At 67.0% G+C, this 15955-nt stretch carries 17 protein-coding genes; 9 read left to right on the top strand and 8 right to left on the bottom strand.

What is annotated here, in order from left to right:
- Nucleotides 1-356: 356 nt before the first annotated feature.
- The 4 genes from JZ792_RS04365 to JZ792_RS04350 all read left to right on the top strand — a co-directional run bounded on the left by JZ792_RS04365 (nucleotide 357) and on the right by JZ792_RS04350 (nucleotide 2657).
- Nucleotides 357-680 (top strand): type VII secretion target, encoded by a 324-nt coding sequence (locus JZ792_RS04365; protein ID WP_216907079.1) that lies wholly within the window; start codon nucleotides 357-359, stop codon nucleotides 678-680.
- Nucleotides 677-1405 carry a hypothetical protein gene (locus JZ792_RS04360; protein WP_216907077.1) on the top strand — a complete coding sequence of 243 codons (729 nt, stop codon included), beginning with the start codon at nucleotides 677-679 and terminating at the stop codon, nucleotides 1403-1405. The genes JZ792_RS04365 and JZ792_RS04360 overlap by 4 nt, the downstream gene beginning before the upstream one ends.
- Nucleotides 1406-1422: 17 nt before the next feature.
- Nucleotides 1423-1920 carry a hypothetical protein gene (locus tag JZ792_RS04355; RefSeq protein WP_216907075.1) on the top strand — a complete coding sequence of 166 codons (498 nt, stop codon included), beginning with the start codon at nucleotides 1423-1425 and terminating at the stop codon, nucleotides 1918-1920.
- Nucleotides 1921-2405: 485 nt separating this feature from the next.
- Nucleotides 2406-2657, top strand: a complete 252-nt coding sequence (locus tag JZ792_RS04350; RefSeq protein WP_216907073.1) for a hypothetical protein — start codon at nucleotides 2406-2408, stop codon at nucleotides 2655-2657.
- A gap of 217 nt (nucleotides 2658-2874) precedes the next feature.
- Here JZ792_RS04350 and JZ792_RS04345 read toward each other — a convergent pair whose 3' ends face one another.
- Nucleotides 2875-3312, bottom strand: coding sequence for an ATP-binding protein (locus JZ792_RS04345; protein ID WP_216907071.1), 438 nt, complete (start codon nucleotides 3310-3312; stop codon nucleotides 2875-2877).
- Nucleotides 3313-3823: 511 nt separating this feature from the next.
- On the opposite strand from JZ792_RS04345, the gene JZ792_RS04340 reads away from it, so the two are divergent.
- Complete coding sequence (locus JZ792_RS04340) at nucleotides 3824-4174, top strand: STAS domain-containing protein (RefSeq protein ID WP_308165139.1); 351 nt, start codon at nucleotides 3824-3826, stop codon at nucleotides 4172-4174.
- Between the two features lie 19 nt (nucleotides 4175-4193).
- Here JZ792_RS04340 and JZ792_RS04335 read toward each other — a convergent pair whose 3' ends face one another.
- Complete coding sequence (locus tag JZ792_RS04335) at nucleotides 4194-7898, bottom strand: SpoIIE family protein phosphatase (protein WP_216907067.1); 3705 nt, start codon at nucleotides 7896-7898, stop codon at nucleotides 4194-4196.
- 195 nt (nucleotides 7899-8093) lie between these two features.
- Between JZ792_RS04335 and JZ792_RS42575 the strand changes: the two genes are divergently transcribed.
- Entirely contained in the window at nucleotides 8094-8393 is a 300-nt protein-coding gene (locus JZ792_RS42575; RefSeq protein WP_216907065.1) for an ANTAR domain-containing protein, read from the top strand.
- 49 nt (nucleotides 8394-8442) lie between these two features.
- On the opposite strand, the gene JZ792_RS04325 is transcribed toward JZ792_RS42575, so the two are convergent.
- Together JZ792_RS04325 and JZ792_RS04320 are read right to left on the bottom strand one after the other, a co-directional pair.
- Nucleotides 8443-8883 carry a response regulator gene (locus JZ792_RS04325; RefSeq protein WP_216907063.1) on the bottom strand — a complete coding sequence of 147 codons (441 nt, stop codon included), beginning with the start codon at nucleotides 8881-8883 and terminating at the stop codon, nucleotides 8443-8445.
- Between the two features lie 149 nt (nucleotides 8884-9032).
- A complete protein-coding gene (locus JZ792_RS04320) occupies nucleotides 9033-10274 on the bottom strand; it encodes an amidohydrolase (RefSeq protein ID WP_216907061.1) in 1242 nt (413 codons plus the stop codon).
- Between the two features lie 235 nt (nucleotides 10275-10509).
- On the opposite strand from JZ792_RS04320, the gene JZ792_RS04315 reads away from it, so the two are divergent.
- The 3 genes from JZ792_RS04315 (at nucleotide 10510) to JZ792_RS04305 (ending at nucleotide 14110) form a co-directional block, all read left to right on the top strand.
- Nucleotides 10510-11208 carry a hypothetical protein gene (locus tag JZ792_RS04315; RefSeq protein ID WP_216907059.1) on the top strand — a complete coding sequence of 233 codons (699 nt, stop codon included), beginning with the start codon at nucleotides 10510-10512 and terminating at the stop codon, nucleotides 11206-11208.
- A gap of 228 nt (nucleotides 11209-11436) precedes the next feature.
- Nucleotides 11437-12315 (top strand): TIGR03854 family LLM class F420-dependent oxidoreductase, encoded by an 879-nt coding sequence (locus JZ792_RS04310; protein WP_216907057.1) that lies wholly within the window; start codon nucleotides 11437-11439, stop codon nucleotides 12313-12315.
- A gap of 181 nt (nucleotides 12316-12496) precedes the next feature.
- Nucleotides 12497-14110, top strand: coding sequence for a serine/threonine-protein kinase (locus JZ792_RS04305; protein ID WP_216907055.1), 1614 nt, complete (start codon nucleotides 12497-12499; stop codon nucleotides 14108-14110).
- 57 nt (nucleotides 14111-14167) lie between these two features.
- On the opposite strand, the gene JZ792_RS04300 is transcribed toward JZ792_RS04305, so the two are convergent.
- The 4 genes from JZ792_RS04300 to JZ792_RS04285 form a co-directional block, all read right to left on the bottom strand.
- The gene (locus JZ792_RS04300) at nucleotides 14168-14566 is read right to left on the bottom strand and encodes a hypothetical protein (RefSeq protein ID WP_216907053.1); all 399 of its coding nucleotides are present in this window, start codon (nucleotides 14564-14566) and stop codon (nucleotides 14168-14170) included.
- A gap of 48 nt (nucleotides 14567-14614) precedes the next feature.
- Nucleotides 14615-14770, bottom strand: a complete 156-nt coding sequence (locus JZ792_RS04295; RefSeq protein WP_216907050.1) for a DUF6131 family protein — start codon at nucleotides 14768-14770, stop codon at nucleotides 14615-14617.
- A gap of 227 nt (nucleotides 14771-14997) precedes the next feature.
- Nucleotides 14998-15213, bottom strand: coding sequence for a hypervirulence associated TUDOR domain-containing protein (locus JZ792_RS04290; RefSeq protein ID WP_216907048.1), 216 nt, complete (start codon nucleotides 15211-15213; stop codon nucleotides 14998-15000).
- A gap of 102 nt (nucleotides 15214-15315) precedes the next feature.
- A complete protein-coding gene (locus JZ792_RS04285; RefSeq protein WP_216907046.1) occupies nucleotides 15316-15861 on the bottom strand; it encodes a heavy-metal-associated domain-containing protein in 546 nt (181 codons plus the stop codon).
- Between the last annotated feature and the right edge of the window lie 94 nt (nucleotides 15862-15955).

Below are 15955 nucleotides of genomic sequence, written 5' to 3'. Positions count from 1 at the left end.
TCCGCAGACAGCACTTTCGACATATTGGTGGGGGTCGGCGGTGTCTTCGGAGGGCAGGCTGCCTGCTGTCGGAACGACGGCTCGACCGCCCAGCCGCTGAAACTGTACGTCGGTGCGGGGCAATCGAGACGATTCCGATCGCTTTCCATGGTGCCCGTGGTCCGGGTACGTTCACCGATTCCGACGGGCTCGTGAGCATCCAAGCGGTATTCCACCACGCTCGCGGGCCCGGTACCGCATCCCTGTCCTGTGCGCAGGTTCGAGCGTCGGCGGAAGAGGTGCACATCCGGGGGAATTCGTGGTGGCACACAGCCGATATCACGTGGAAATGCAAATTCGGTACGAAAAGGAATTCGATGACGGAACTGTTCACGGTCGCTCCGGATGACATGGATAAGACATCGGACCGGCTCGCCGATCTTGCGGTGGGCAGCGCGAAGGCCGTCGACTACGCCAAGAACAACCTCGACCTGGAGGGAAACGCCGGACTGGCATTGAAACCCGTCATGGACCGAGTGATAGAGGCTTGTAGTGAACTGGCAGCCAACTACACACGGCTGGGGACTGTTACGAGCAATGCGGCCGCGGAATTGGAGAAGGCCGCGGCCATGTACCGCACGGTCGACAGGAATCGGGCCGAAGCACTCGACAAGACCTACTCGACCGAGGCTGGGAAATGACCATCGATCCGACCCAGAAGCTCGCCACGCCGGAGGTCGAGGCGTGGTGGTCCGCCGGTGGCAAGCTGGTCGACTTCGCGCTGGGCAACGCGTACAGCGTCACCTACTATTTGAATCTGATCATATCGTTGACCGGATTCGATCCGATCAAGGAGGCGCAAGAATATCTCGGCGGCGACTGGGAGGATCTGCTGAAATCCGCGAAGGCCGTCGAGAACCTCGCGGAATTCAATTCCGCGTACAGTGCTTCGATCAGCGAGGCCATGAAGAATGTCGAATCCTCGTGGAATGGGAACGCGGCAGCCAGCGCGGATGACTACTTCGCGAAATTGACCGCAGCCATCGATGCGCAAGTCGATCCATTGACGCAGATTTCGAATACCATCGCGACCTTTGCCTGGGAGGCATACGGAATCGCGCAGGCGGTGCAAGCGCTGATACTGGAGCTCGGTGATCTGGCTATTCAATGGGTTGTCACCGAGGCGGCTGCGGCCGCGTCCGCGGGAACAGGGGTGGGCGCCGGTGCCGCGATCGTATTTCAGATAGCCGCGTCCGTGATCGCGGCGTCGATGGTCGCCAACGTCGTGAAGCAAGCCAAGCTTTACGGCAGCTTCGCCGCTGCCGCGGCTGCTGCGGCCGGGCTGCTCTTCGGACTGGTCGGAACGGCGGTCGAGTTGGAGATCCCTAGCCTGGGCGAGACTTACGATCACCCCGGAGTGAATTGATGAAACCTCACGAACCGATGCTGGATCTGGTCAACCGCGATATCGGCATGTCACGGCTCCTCTCGAAGGCCCTGATCGTCCTTACCTCCAGTCCCGGTATCGATGACGGCGTGAAGTCACAGCTCAAAGAGATCCTTCAAGGCGGGGGCACCGTCCGAGATCTGATGCATAACGAGTCGTTCATGCGTCTGGGCGACAGTGTCATTCCCAATGCGCTCGCCGATGTCGAGGCAACCTCACCTGAAGAACAGCGCCGAATGGCCGAGGCGGGTGAGAAACTGTTGGAAACATATCGCAACGACGAGGTGGATACTCCAGGACCGAACCGGAACGCACCGGCCACAACCGTCGCCCCGACCGCTCCGTCCGATTCGGTGAGACCCGGTGTGCCAGCCGAGCCTGTCGTTCCGGGAACCCGCAGGCCCAACCGCGATCTCGTCATCGGTCCGAGCGACGCCGAGGACCAAGACGACGACTATTTCCGAGAGCGGAACCGGGGCGGCTGGCTTCGATGAAGCGGATTTTCTCCGGCAGATATTACTCCCCCAACAACGGCGGCGATGTCGAAGCGGACCCTCCTACCGGCACTCCGATGACCTATCAGCGGCCGTGGACCCACGAGCACGATGAAACGATGGCGCTGCGCCGCTGCCGTGACCCGTTGGCGAACACCGGCACGCTGTGGGTGAAGACGACCAGGCCACTGCGGGTCGAACCTCTGGAACTGGAGATCGCCCGCCCACTGCCCGAGGTGTGTGCGCGTCACGGTCGCCCGGCCGAGTCGCGCATCCTCGTTCGATCCTGCTTCTACGACACAGATCAGCATCCCCGGTTCCCGCACCGCGTGCCGAGCCGGCGGCCATACGATGCCGCATCGCCGCTGCCCAGGTATGTTCCTCCGCCGGTATCGACGATCGTCGTCGGAGAATGGCCCGCTTGTGTTTGGTGTCGTCGGAGATCAGGCTTGCACCGATGGTTGTCCCGGATACTGCTGTGGACCATGGCCACCAATTTGTTCGCGGTGGTGTTCATCGCGGTGACGGATATCTGCCCGGTACAGCCAGCCCTGGTGCTCGGTGTATTTCCGGGATCACTGCTCGGTCTGGTCATATACTTCCGCCTGCGCACGAAAGTCGTTCAGCCGGTGACCTTCCGGCCGATCTACGACGAGAGATTCGTATACATCCGCGCCCACGCTCGGTTCCGCCGCGCACTCGCGGCAATGCCGGACCGACCTGCCCAACCTCAGTGATCTTTCCGCCGGATATATCGAACCGCCGACGGCGCTTTCCGCGACCGGGAAGTATTCGGTCGTGACCTGCACCGGCTCCTTCTGACCACGGAAATACGAGACGCGCCCCGCCGGGAACTTGGGTTCACGCGGTCGTATTTCGGGACGGTGCCAGGTCGTATGCCTCGACCGAGACGACAGTCGGAGAACGGAATTCGATATGAACGGATAACCGCCTTCAGACGTCGCGGCGTGGATCCAAGGGAACGGTGAATTCTACGGTCGTACCCGCCTCGGAAACCGTGAGCCGAGTATCCGGAGCAAGCGCACGCATCAGCGCCAGCCCACGCCCCCGCTGTGAATCGGGCAGACCACGCACAGCGTCCGGCCCATCCTCCCGCGGCACCCACCGCCCATGGTCGGTGACGGTGATCCGGATCGCGTCACCTTCGATGGCGGCGCTCAGACGGATCACGCCGCCGTCTCCGTTGTGACCGTGTTCGACGGCGTTCGCGCACGCCTCGTCGGCGGCGAGCAGCAGGTCGTAGAGGTGTCCGGGGTCGGGTACGTGGGGGGTGAGCCAGTCTCGTAGCCGGTGTCGTGCCGCCGACAACTCCTCGACGGCGGCGGGGAATTCACTGATCAGGGGTCGTGCCACGTTCTGGGCGTCACCCATGGTGTTCCTTCGGTAGCGAGATCATCTCCTCCACCGGCGACCTACCCCGGATCGGTGCGCGTACACCCGTGATCGAGAAGTGTGAAACAACCGATACCTCGCGCCGTGTCCGGTCGACACCCAGATCCAGCATGTGGTCCTTCCTCGCAAGGTCCGTTGTCCAGGACCCGACCCGTGCGGCACCGCGATATCCACATCGCACGATGAGAACCGTACGACAGCCTGCGGTCGATCGAGCAGGTGGACCGACGCTGCGTGGAGGGACTCCTGCCTGGCGATTGTGCCAGAATTCCGCGCCGGTACCGACACGGCTCGTTTCACACGGGTCGATCGGCTCGAACAGCGGGGCCTCGGGCGGTATAAGATTCTGTCGCTCTGCCCGCTGTGGTGCAGAGGAGAATCGACGATTCAGGGGAGGGGCCACCGGTGTTGGGAGACGTCCCCGGGAGCGCGCGTCGGGTCGGTGGGCCCAGCGTGCTGGTACCGCGTTTCGATGCGGGAGGGTCGCACGGTGAATGAGCGGCGGTCGGCGATATTGCGGGTCGAGAGACGATCGCAGGGGGCCGCGGTGATCGTCGTGGTCGACGGTGAAGTCGATCTGGCCTCGGCGCCGCTGCTGAAGGCGGGGCTGGCGCAGGCGCGACACGAGGATCCCGATGTGCTGGTCGTGGATCTGTCGGCGGTCGGGTTCTTCGGTTCGGCCGGTCTGAGTCTGCTGGCCGAGGCCTCCGAACTCGACCCGCGGAATTCTTTGCGTGTGGTCGCCACGGGTGGGCCGCTGCGCGCCATCCAGTTGGCCGCGATGGATCAGATTCTCGCGGTGTTCGCCACGGTCGAGGCGGCGCTGGGATCCTCGGAATGAGCGTCGCCGTCGCCGCTCGTCAGGGACGGCGATAGGCGAGTAGGGCGATGTCGTCGTGGTGGTCCTCGATGAACAGGCGGCGAGAGATATCGTCGACGGTCTGTTCGGGGCTCAGGTGCGCGGCGGCGGCGAGGGCGGAGGCCGCGCGGGCGATTCCGGTGTCGAGGTCTTCGTCGCGGCGCTCGACCAAGCCGTCCGTGTAGAGCAGCAGGGTGGCGGTGTCGGGAATGGTGATCGTGGCTTCGGGACGATCACGACCCGCGCGCACCGCCATCGGCAAGGACAGGGCCTGATCGAGGCGCCGGACCGGTTTCCCGGGTTCGGCCAGCAGGGCGGGGAGGTGTCCGGCGCTGCTGTAGGTCACGGTCCGGGCGTACGGGTCGATCTTCGCGCAGAAGACGGTGGCGCAGTAGGCGCCGGGGAGGTGTTGGACGAAACGGTCCAGTGCGGACAGGACTTTCGCCGGGCCGTGGTTTTCCAGCAGGAGCGCTCTGGCGGCACTGCGGAGTTGTCCCATCGCGGTCGCGGCGGGCAGTCCGTGGCCGACGACGTCGCCGACGACCACGCCGTAGCGTTCGCCCGGTAGTTCGATGACGTCGTACCAGTCGCCGCCGATCTCGAGTGCGGTGCCCGCGGGTTCGTAGCGCGCGGCGAAGCCGTCGGGCAGGTCGTTCGGGCCGAGCAGCGCGCGCTGCAAGGTCAGCGCGATCGTGCGTTGTTCGTCGTTGGCTCTGGCGCGTGTCAGCGCCCGTTGCAGGTGGCTGGTCAGTCGCACCATCAGGCCGCGGTCGGCGTCGGTGAATGGGCGGGGGTGGGCGAACTCGAGCCAGAGCAGGCCTTGGTCACCGCCGTCGTCGATCGGTGCGCCGACCGCGACCGCCGGTCCGGGAGCGTTGGCGACATCGGTGAGCGTCCCGGTTTCGGAGAGGACGCACGGGTGTCCGGTGCGGACGTATTCGGCGGCGCTCGCGGGCGCGGTGGTGGTGCTCGGATGCCGGTGCGAACTCGCGGTGACGGTCACGACGCCCGGTTGCTCGAAGGTCAGCAGCGACACCCGCGCGGCCTGCCAGCAGTCGCGCAATTCGGCCAGACCGATCTTCAGAACCTGTGCGCCGATATCGATTCCGGCGAGCAGTCCGGCCATGCGCGCGACGGCGGCGTCGCGTTCGGCGGACAGATGTCGATCGGTGACATCGCGGAGCGTGCCGACCAGCAGGGTGGCGCCGCTGCGGTCGTCGCGTAGCGAATCCAGCGATACGTCGACCCACAGTTTGTGGCCGTTTCGGTGGCGCAGCGGGAGGACGAACCGGCCGCGGCCATCGTTCTCGACGACCTCGAGCGCCGCTGTCACGAGGGCGAAACCCTCGGGATCCTGCTCGGCGGTCGGCCACCACGGGTGCGGGACCGGCCAGGGCAATTGTGGTGCTCGATAGCCGAGCAACCGGGTGAAGGCGTCGTTGATCTCGATAACCGACAGGTCGGCGGCGGCGACGAAGAAACCGTCCTGCATCGCGTTGACCAACGCGGTGCGCCACGCGGATTCGTGATTGCGCAAGCGGGCCTGGTCGAGATTGGAGCGGACCCGAGCGAGCAGGTCGGCGGAGGAGAACGGTTTGGTCAGGTAGTCGTCGGCACCGGCGGCCAGACCTTCGGCGGCGGCTTCCTCGCCCGCCCGGGCGGACAGGAAGATCACCGGTGTGTGGGCGGTCCGCTGGTCGGCACGCAACTCCCGCAACAGGGCCAGTCCGTCGAGGCCGGGCATCATCACATCGGCGAGGACGAGATCGGGCCGCGACGATCGGGCGCGGCGCAACGCGTCGTGGCCGTCGGTGGCGATCACCACCGTGTACTCGGGTCGCAGCAGGCCCGACAGGTAGGTGCGCAGGTCGGCGTTGTCCTCGGCGATCAGCACCACATCGGCCGTCGCGGGGGCGGATCCGGCGTCGGCACTGTCGGTGGATGCGCTCCATTGCAGAGCTTCGGCGACATAGTCGGCGACGATGGTGTGGGTGGGTGCGCGCACGGCCGGATCGTCGGTGTGGCGCGCCGGAAAGCGCACCGTGAAGGTCGTGCCTCGGCCCGGGGAACTCACCACCTCGGCGTCCCCGTCGTGCAGCGCGGCCAGTTCGCGCACGAGCGCCAGACCGATGCCGGAGCCCTCGTGGGATCGACCGGCCGCTCCGCGAACCTGCCGGAACCGTTCGAAGATATGCGGGAGTTCCTCGGCCTCGATGCCGACTCCGGTGTCACGCACCTCGAGGACGACTTGGTCGTCGCGCAGGCGCACGCCGATTCCGATGTCGCCCGCCAGGGTGAACTTCACGGCGTTGGACAGCAGATTGAGCACGATCCGTTCCCAATGACCCGGATCGACCATGACCGCGCGCGCCTGCTCCGGACAGTCGATGGTGAACCCGAGACCGGCGCGGCGCACCGCGGGGGCGAAGGATTCGGCGATCCCGCGCGTCAGCCCGCCCAACTCGACGGCCACCGGCTCGAAGGCGAGGTGACCGTCCTCGACGCGGCTGAAATCGAGCAGCGTATCGACCATCCGACGCAGCCGTCCCGCGTTGCGGCGGATGATCTCGACGCGTGCGCGCTGGACGGCCGCCAACGGTGCGTCTCGGTCGGTGAGCGCGTCCTGCGCGGGGCCGGTGATCAGGGTCAGAGGTGTGCGCAGTTCGTGGCTGACGCTGGTGAAGAACCTGGTCTTGGCGCGGTCGAGTTCGGCCAGTTCTTCGGCACGCCGCAGCTGTGCGGATTGCGCGTGCGCGTCGGTGATGGCGGAACCGAGGTGATCGGCGGCGAGATCGAGAAATCCGCGATAGGCGTCGTCGAACATCAGATGCGGACTGACACCGGCCAGCAGCACTCCGGTGGGTCGATCCGCGTCGATCGCCAGTGGCACTGCTACCGCGGTGACGGCGGATCCGGCCGAATTCGACTGTGCCGTCGCATCGGTCGCGGCCCGCCAGATCCACGCGCCGTCGTCCTCGGGACCGATTCGATCGGGGATGAGATGCCCCCCTGGGGATTCGGCGCCGAACGACGCGACGGCGTGCGCGCTGTCGCGCTCGGGGTCCACCAGATACGCGGCCGCGAAGGGCACGTCCTCGCGGTATCGGCCGAGCACGTCGATCGCGGCCGCGCAGACGGTCTCGACATCGACCACCTGTACCGAGCGGACCTCACCGAGTTCGCGCAACGCCTGGAGCCGCCTGGTGCCGAGCACCTGCGCGGTGGTTTCGGTGACGACGGTGAAGACACCGCCCACCTCGCGGGCGGCGGTCGGAATCGCGCTGTAGGCGAAGGTGAAATAGACCGTCTCGTCGAAGCCGTGCCGGTCGATCACCAGCGGCAGATCCTCGTGGTAACTCGACTCCCCGCAGGCCATGACGTTGTCGATCATCGCTCCGACCACCGGCCAGGCGTCGGCCCACACCACGGCGCAGGACTGTCCGAGCGCCGGATGCTTGGCGCCGAGGATCGGGACGAAGGCGTCGTTGTAGATCATCGCCAGGTCGGCGCCCCACATGATCAACATCGGAAAGGGAGAGTTGAGGCATATGCCGACCGCGGTGCGCAGTTCCGCCGACCACGTCGCGACCGGGCCGAGTCCGCTCGCCGACCAGTCGGTGTCGGTGAGCAGCGCGGCGAGTGCGCTGTCGGCGGCCGACGCGAGCATCTCCGGAGGGAATGACGGCCCCTCGGACTTCGCAGCCACGACGGCCCACCTCTCCTCCCGCGTCCGGCGTGCCCGAGCATCACGGCTCTCGGCCACCCGCGCGTCGAAGCGTAACAACCGCGCCACGCCGGTTCGGCGAGCCTGCGTGGAATCATCGACCATGGGTAGTTCAGTACCCGGGTGGCACACCCATCACCAGTCGGTCGCTTCGCGGCGATGAGCAAAGGCGCACCAGTGAACGAGATCGACGATCCGATCTATTCGGACACGACCGAACCCATCCCGGCCGAGTTCGGCCGTCATGTGATCGAACAGGCGGAAGGCGCGATCATGTTCGTCTACGGTCTCGACGAACCGGCGGCGGCGGCGGTCCTGTCCGCCCGCGCCGCCGACACCGGCCGCACACTCGCCGGGCTCGCGGCCCGCGTGCTCGCCGAACTTCCCGACCGTGCGCATCCCGAAGCGATCGAGCACACCCGTGCCCGTCTGGATCGGGTGCTGCTCGCCGCGAGTACGGTCACGCACCGCGAATAGCGGCCCGTGCGATGTGCCCCACCCGGAAGTGCGGGTGGGGCACATCGGCTCAGTTGGAGGGCAGCTGGACGACCTGGATGTAGAAGCCGTCGATCTGTTTGATCGCGTCCATGAACTGATCGAGATCGACCGGTTTGGTGACGAAGGCGTTGGCGTGCAGTCGGTAGCTGGAGAGGATGTCTTCCTCGGCGCTCGAGGTGGTGAGCATGACCACCGGGATCGCGGCCAGGTCCGGATCGGTTTTGATCTGCTCCAGGACCTGGCGGCCGTTGTATTTGGGCAGGTTCAGATCCAGCAGGATCAGGTCCGGGCGCGGCGCCTGGTCCCACGCGCCGCGACGGTAGAGGAAATCGAGTGCTTCCTCGCCGTCACGAGCCACGTGCAGGGTGTTGCCGAGGGTGTGGGTCTCGAACGCCTCACGGGTGATCAGCTCGTCACCGGGATCGTCTTCGACCAGCAGCACATCGATGATTCGACCTGGGTCACGCATCAGTGGTGTCCTTCCGGGGTTCACCGCCGAAGCGGAGTGGTACCACCCCGGCCCATACGGACTTTTTCGAGGTCGACCCCTCCAGTCAACCAGACCGATGTCACAAGTTCGCCGCGTGCGCCGAATCGGCGCTCCCGCCAGATCCGCGATCACCGGTGGGGTAACCACGTCCTGGCGGCGGAGACCAACGCGCGCACGCCGATCGACAGTGTCGGTTCGATGACGGGGGCGTAGCGGGGCGAATGGTTCGACGGCACGGTGAGCAGTGCGGGGTCGGTCATATCTCCCGTGCTGAACAGCGACGGATCCGCGCCGCCGAGTAACCAATAGGCCAGTGGGGCACCGGATTCGGTGGCGAGGATGCCGACGTCCTCGCTCCCCGCGCCCGCTCCGGGATCCAGGAGGTCGTCCGGGCCGAGCCAGGTCGCGAAAGCGGCGAGACTGCTGCGCAGTGCGTCCGGATCGTTGGCGACGACGGGGAAACGTTCGATCTCGGTGATCATCGGTTCTTCGGGCGCTCCGGCCGTCGCCGCTTCGCCGCGCACGATGCGTTCGACGCTGTCGAGGATGCGGCGGCGGACGGCTGTGTCGTAGCTGCGGATGTTCAACTGGATCTCGGCGTGGCCGGGAATCACGTTCGCGGCGTCGCCCGCGTGTATCGATCCGACGGTCAGTACCGCCGTCGCGGTGCTCGGGATCTCCCGGGAGACGACGGTTTGCAGGCGAAGTACCACCGCGGCGGCGAGTACCACGGGATCCACCGACGCTTCCGGCATCGATCCGTGCGCGCCCCTGCCGACGAGCCGCACGCGCAGCGAGTCCGATCCCGCGTACGACGGGCCCGGATGCCCGCCGATCTTGCCCGCAGGCAGGGGAGCCACGTGCTGACCGAGGACGACATCCGGTTTCGGGAACCTGTCGAACAGGCCGTCGTCGACCATGGCCCGCGCGCCCGCGCCCAACTCCTCGGCGGGCTGGAAGACGAGCAGGACGGTGCCGCGCCAATCGGAGGTGTCGGAGGCGAGGATCTGTGCCGCGCCCAGCAGACAGGTGACGTGCAGGTCGTGCCCGCACGCGTGCGCGACGGGCACGGTGTCGCCGTTCCCGTCGATGGCCGTGGCGGTGCTGGCGTAGTCGAGCCCGGTGTCCTCCCGGAGGGGGAGTGCGTCCATGTCGGCCCGCAGCAGGGTGGTCGGACCCGTGCCGTTCTTCAGGACGCCGACCACACCGGTCTTCCCTATCCCCGTGGTGACCTCGAACCCCGAGGCCCGTATCCGCTCCGCGACGATCGCGGCGGTGCGGTGCTCCTGGAATCCGAGCTCCGGGTGTCGGTGGATGTCCCTGTACACGTCGACGAGTGTCGGATCGATCGCGATGCCGGATTCGGTCATGGGATTTTCCTTCGATGTCGTCTCCTGCCGGGCAGATGACCCATCCATCAGGTTTTTCCATGAAGCTGGCTGCGCGGAAACGCACCACGATTCTCCCACGCTCGCGTACGCCCCGGGAGATCTCTCGGACACCGCGCGGACCGTTCCGGAGCCGTCGCTCGTCACACGGTTTCGGATCTCGGTGCAGGGTCCGCCTTGCTGCAACCCCTCGAACGCCGACCTGCATGATGGGCGCATGCTTCCCACCGACGACTTGGTCCAGGCCGCCCGCCGCCCAGCCGTGATCGACACGCCGCTCGGCATCGTCGAATTCTCCGTCTCCCTCGGATCGGAAGTTCTGCCCGTGGTGCCGAATGCGGTGTGGCGCTTGCCGAATGGCGCGCATCTGCACCGGTGGCAGCATTCGGACGCGGCGGTCGACCTGCTGATCGGAAGTATCGACGCACCGCCGTGGGACGGGAGCGAACCGATTCCGATGTGGGCCGGAATCTGGCAGGTGCGGGCGACCGCGGAGGTGTCGGGGTTGGTCTTCTCCGCCGAACTGACCGATCTGCCCGCCGACGCGTGCGGCGGGCCCGACCCCGGCGAATGTCTCGCGGCCGTGAGTGTCGAGAACGAGCATTTCATGGTGTCGATCGGCGGCCCGGATTCCGAACTGCTCGCCATGCAGGCCGCCGACGGTCGGCTCGTCCCCTCCGGCTGGGCGCGCCTGCTGCCGACCGACGTGGACGACACCATCACCGAATACGGTGTGCGATACGCGGATCCGGCCCGCGTGGCCTGGCATCTGCCCGGCCTCGCCGCCGCGGACGTGGCCCGATTGTGCATCGCGACCGCGTGGTGTCCCCGCGACGACGACCGACCGGCGGCCTGGTTCGCGGTCGACATCCCGCTCGATACCGCCTACTACCAATTGACCGCCGGTCCGACCTGAGCGCGTCCCGGCGGATTCAGCGGCTCGGATGCTCGCGCGCAGGCGGGGCGGGAACGGCAGGTTCGGTAGTGTCATCGAATGCCGTTGTGGGACAGTGATATCCGATCGGGCGGTATTCGGTGGAAATGACGGCGGCTCGGGATGCGTTGTCCGGAAGCGAACGGCTGTGCGGGCCGGGCCTCGGATCGCATACGGTGATCGGGACGACCCGCTCGGGAGGAGAATTCGGTGAAGATTCGATTCGGGGTCGGTACCGGCGCGGGCACCGACCCGGATGCGCTGCCCGAACTCGTCGACCGGCTCGAAGCCGCGGGCGTCGATTCGCTGTGGTTCTCCGAACTGGTCTACTCTCAGGCCGTCGATCCGGTGGTCGGGATGGCGTTCGCGTTGTCGCGGACCACCCGGTTGAAAGTCGGTACCTCGGTGGCGATCCTGCCCGGCCGCCATCCCGTGCTTGTCGCCAAACAGTTGGCGTCACTGGCGGCGCTCGCCCCCAAGCGGGTACTGCCGGTGTTCGGGTTGCAGCCCGCGGGCGGCAACGAACGCGACCTCTTCCCGGTGCCCGGCCGGCGCGGCGCCGTCTTCGACGAATCGTTGCGGCTGCTGCGTGCGGTGCTGCGCGCCGACGACGTGGATTTCGACGGCGACTACTTCTCGGTGCGCGGGGCCACGGTGGGGCGGCGGTCCGCGCGTCCGCTCGATATCTGGCTCGGTGGCCGGGTGCCCGCCGCCTATCGCCGCATCGGCCGCTACGGCGACGGCTGGTTGGGCAGCTTCCTGACGCCCGAGGAAGCCGCGGCCGGGGTGGCGGCGATCAACGCCGAGGCCGCCGAGGCGGGACGCGAGATCGAAGCCGATCACTTCGGAATCACCGTATTCGTGGCCGAGGACGGTATCCCCGCGGAAGCGGCGGCGCGGATCGGACGGCAGCGCCCCGGCGTGGACCCGGCCGATCTGATCGCGGGCGGTTGGCCGGAGTTGCATCGGCTGATCGACGGCTACCTCGCGGCCGGACTCAGCAAATTCGTGGTGGTACCCGCGGGCGGCAAGCCGATGGACGGTTTCGTCGACCGCTTCGTCGCCGAACTGGTGCCACGCCAGAACTGACCGTTCGCCTCCGGGGCCGCTGTCGAGATCCGGTCGCGGACGTTCGTCGAATTCCACGACGCCGAACCACCCGGCTGCGAAATGATCGGACAACCGTGGCGGAGTGTGATGGAGCCGCGTGGTAGCGGCAGGGATTTCGGGTAACTCTTCCCCGAGGGATAGGCAGGCGGGAGATTCGCACATGGACGATATGTGGTTCGGTCACTATCGCCTGGAACGCCTGCTCGGTAGCGGGGGCACCGGTCGGGTCTGGTCGGCACGCGACACCCGCACCGACAGGGACGTGGCCCTGAAGGTGCTCACGGCCGAGGTCGGGGCCGACCCCGCGTACCGGCAGCGCTTCACCAGGGAGGCCCGCCTGGCCGCGCAGTTGCGCGGTCCGCACACCGTGCCGATTCACGGCTTCGGTGAACTGGACGGGCGGCTCTACCTGGATATGGCGCTCATCGAGGGAGTAGACGGAGCCGAACTGCTGCGCCGCGACGGGCGGCTCGCTCCGGAAGCCGCAGTCCGGATCGTCACGCAGGCCGCCGTCGCCTTGGACGCCGCGCATCGGATCGGACTGGTCCATCGCGACGTCAAACCGTCGAATCTGATGGTGACGTCGACCGGGTACGTGTACCTGATCGATTTCGGCACGGCGGTCAGCGCGGGCCAGCGCCCGATCACCGCCACCGGCAACATGGTCGGCACACTCGGATACGTGGCGCCGGAACGCTTCGGCGGGACCGCCGACGCTCGCTCGGACCAGTACTCACTGGCGTGCGTGCTCTACGAACTACTCACCCGCCGCAGGCCTTTCGGCGACGGTGACGCGCCGCAGCAGGTGTGCGCGCACCTGATGTCGACACCGCCGATGGCGAGTGACCTTGTCGCCGCCGTACCCCCGGAGCTGGACGCGGTGATCGCGCGCGCCTTGGCCAAGGAGCCGGGCGACCGTTGGTCCACGGCGGGGGAATTCGCGGCGGCGGCCCATGCCGCGGTGACGGGGCGGGATCTGCCGACCGTGGAGATCGGGCCGGTGAGCGTTCCGGGGCCCGCGATAGCGACGATCGGTACACCGGTGGCTGACACAGCCTGTATGCCGGGCCCCGCGATCGCGACGGTCGGTATGCGGACACCGAGCACATCCCCTATGCCGGGGATCGCGACGGTCGGTGCGCCGACAGCGGGCACATCCGGTATGCCGGGCCCCGCGCCCGCGACGGTCGGTATGCAGACGGTCGGCACATCCCCTATGTCGGTGTCGGCGATAGAGACGATCGACATGCAGGCGGCGGGTACAGACCGTATGTCAAGATTCGCGACATCGGTCGGTGTCCTCGGGGCCGAGGCCGCCCGAACACACTCGTCCGGTCCGTCGAACCGGCGGGCACGCTCGGCCGCCGCGGTATTGGCCGCACTTTTCGCGGTGATCGGCGGTGCGCTGTGGCTCGGCACGCCCGGCACCGGCGAGACCCACTCCGCTACTCCGACGACCCGGCCCGACGTCACCGTGGTGCCGCCGACCGCAGCACCGATCGCCGCGCCGCCGATCGCGCTCACCCCGGTGGCGGGGTGGCCGTGTGACCCGGCTGTGCAGGGCACCGGATTCGACCGGGACGGTGTAGCGCTGCGCTGCACCGACTTCGGGGGCACCGCGAGTTGGGCGTCGCCGGTACCGCAGACCGTTCAGGCCGGACCGGCGCACGACGACGATATCGTCGGCCCTCCCGGGCAGGGTCACGGCAATCCGGGCCATGGAAATCCTGGTCACGGCAACGGCAAGGACAAGCGGGGCACACCGAACAAGTAGCGGCAGCACCGTATGTACTGACGACGTGGATGACGTGGCGACGGCGTTGCCGGTGCGCTATGTGGTGCGATGTCTGCCGGTCGAATGCTCCGCTTCGTCGACGGTCTCGGATGTCGGGTCGATCTTCTCGGCGTATTCGCGTTTCCGGTCCAACTCGTCACGTGAGGACGCCGCCGCGCTGCGGTGTTCGGATGCTCGCTGTTCCAACCCGGCGGCACGCGCCGCTTCGGCGTCGGCCTGCGCGGCGGCCGCACGCGCCTCGGCGGCGGTCTCGTCGGCGATCGCTTCACGCTGACGGACCTGTCGGGACTCCGCGACGGTCTCGGCGCGGATCTGCTCGGCTTCGGCACGGCGCTGTTGGAGGCGTCTGCGTTGCAGTGCCCATCCCAGTGCTGCCAGGAGCAGGACTACGACGATCACGATGACGATGATCCAGACGATGGTGCTCGTGGCCATCTTCGACTCCTCGGAGTTCGGTCGCGGCCGCTCGTGGCCGCCGACCGGTCAGTAATAGTGGCGGCGGCCCCCGACGGCGCGGCCCATCGATCCCAAGAGCAGCAGCACCAGGCCGACGACCAGGACGACGAGGCCGATGGTCCACAGAATCGGAATGTCGAAGAGGAAGCCGAGCAGGAGCAGGATGATTCCGATGATGATCATGGTGACTTCTCGTATTTCGATGGGTGGCCCGGAAACGCGAGCCGTGGGTGAGCGCCGGTGACGAAGAGCTGTCCTCGAACTCGGCGCGGGCATATTCGCTGTCGCCCGTGATTCGGTCGCCGGACCGGATCGCGATTGCCTATGGCATGTGACCAGCGACTTTCATGGGTAGACCCTCAGTCAACTCCGCTGGATACACGGCTGTCAACGTCGTCGATACCGGGTATTCAGTCGTCGTGTCGACGTAGTGCGGAGGGTTTGTGTACGGCATCGCGCCCGCTTTTCGCGCTGCGCACTCGATATTGCGGTTCGTCCTCGGACGCTCGCACCGTGCGTCCAGCGGCCTCGGTATCGGAGGTGATCACTTCTTCCACCTCACCCTCGGCGGTGCCGCCGTGGCTGTTCCATTCGACTGCGTCGCCTGTGCGGAACGATCGCTTCATGGCCGGCTCCTGATTCGTCTCGGATACGGACGCTCTACCCGCCTGACGAGATCGGAAACCGAAAGTTTGCTGGGTCAGGAAGGTTGTGACGGCCGACCGCGGTCAGCCCTGCGGCATCCGTTCGATGGTGGCGCAGGTCGCCCCGTCGGGTCCGTCGAGCATGAACGAGCGACGCCCGACCAGATCGTTGACGGAGAACGTGGAATCGATGCCACGGAATTCGAACTCGCCGTTCCTGTCGGCCTCGAATCTGCCGAACTTGGCGGTGAGATCTCCGACGGCGGCGGTTGCGAAATTGGCCGGATCGGGGCGATACGCGGGGGATTTGCTCAGGTCCATCGGGTCGAGGAGACGGCCGACGCCTTCGCATCCCTTTCCCGCGGCGGTGACGAATTCGTGGATGGAGGCGGAGTACTGCTCGCGAGGGTCGAGGCCGGTGAACGACGCCTCGATGAGGACGGTCTCGTCGAGCGGGACGAATTCGACCCGGCCCGACAGCGATCCGCTCTTCAGTTGCGCGACAACGGGATCGAACCTCGGCGCGGGAGCGGCGGAGGCGGTGGCTGTCCATCCCAGGGCGGTCGCGGAACTCGCGACGACCACACCGGCGATGAACAATGACGTCGATCGGCGACCGGGTACAGACATCATGCCTCCGTTGAACATCAGCGCGAGCGTCTCGGTGCGAGGGAAAGCACGGGGAGGCGGGACCGTCGAAAACCCCCGGCGTTCCAGGGGGCTC

The organism is Nocardia noduli, assembly GCF_019038455.1.
In the GTDB taxonomy this organism is placed as follows: domain Bacteria; phylum Actinomycetota; class Actinomycetes; order Mycobacteriales; family Mycobacteriaceae; genus Nocardia; species Nocardia noduli.
This window is presented reverse-complemented; position numbering and strand designations above follow the sequence as displayed.

Bases quoted from the DNA above. Each gene is read 5' to 3' on its own strand.
- JZ792_RS04350 (WP_216907073.1), top strand. From the start codon at position 2,406: ATGGCCACCAATTTGTTCGCGGTGGTGTTCATCGCGGTGACGGATATC.
- JZ792_RS04325 (WP_216907063.1), bottom strand. From the start codon at position 8,883: ATGCGTGACCCAGGTCGAATCATCGATGTGCTGCTGGTCGAAGACGAT.
- JZ792_RS04290 (WP_216907048.1), bottom strand. From the start codon at position 15,213: ATGAAGCGATCGTTCCGCACAGGCGACGCAGTCGAATGGAACAGCCAC.
- JZ792_RS04305 (WP_216907055.1), top strand. From the start codon at position 12,497: ATGGACGATATGTGGTTCGGTCACTATCGCCTGGAACGCCTGCTCGGT.
- JZ792_RS04360 (WP_216907077.1), top strand. From the start codon at position 677: ATGACCATCGATCCGACCCAGAAGCTCGCCACGCCGGAGGTCGAGGCG.
- JZ792_RS04345 (WP_216907071.1), bottom strand. From the start codon at position 3,312: ATGGGTGACGCCCAGAACGTGGCACGACCCCTGATCAGTGAATTCCCC.
- JZ792_RS04315 (WP_216907059.1), top strand. From the start codon at position 10,510: ATGCTTCCCACCGACGACTTGGTCCAGGCCGCCCGCCGCCCAGCCGTG.
- JZ792_RS04285 (WP_216907046.1), bottom strand. From the start codon at position 15,861: ATGTCTGTACCCGGTCGCCGATCGACGTCATTGTTCATCGCCGGTGTG.
- JZ792_RS04295 (WP_216907050.1), bottom strand. From the start codon at position 14,770: ATGATCATCATCGGAATCATCCTGCTCCTGCTCGGCTTCCTCTTCGAC.
- JZ792_RS04355 (WP_216907075.1), top strand. From the start codon at position 1,423: ATGCTGGATCTGGTCAACCGCGATATCGGCATGTCACGGCTCCTCTCG.
- JZ792_RS04300 (WP_216907053.1), bottom strand. From the start codon at position 14,566: ATGGCCACGAGCACCATCGTCTGGATCATCGTCATCGTGATCGTCGTA.
- JZ792_RS04320 (WP_216907061.1), bottom strand. From the start codon at position 10,274: ATGACCGAATCCGGCATCGCGATCGATCCGACACTCGTCGACGTGTAC.
- JZ792_RS04365 (WP_216907079.1), top strand. From the start codon at position 357: ATGACGGAACTGTTCACGGTCGCTCCGGATGACATGGATAAGACATCG.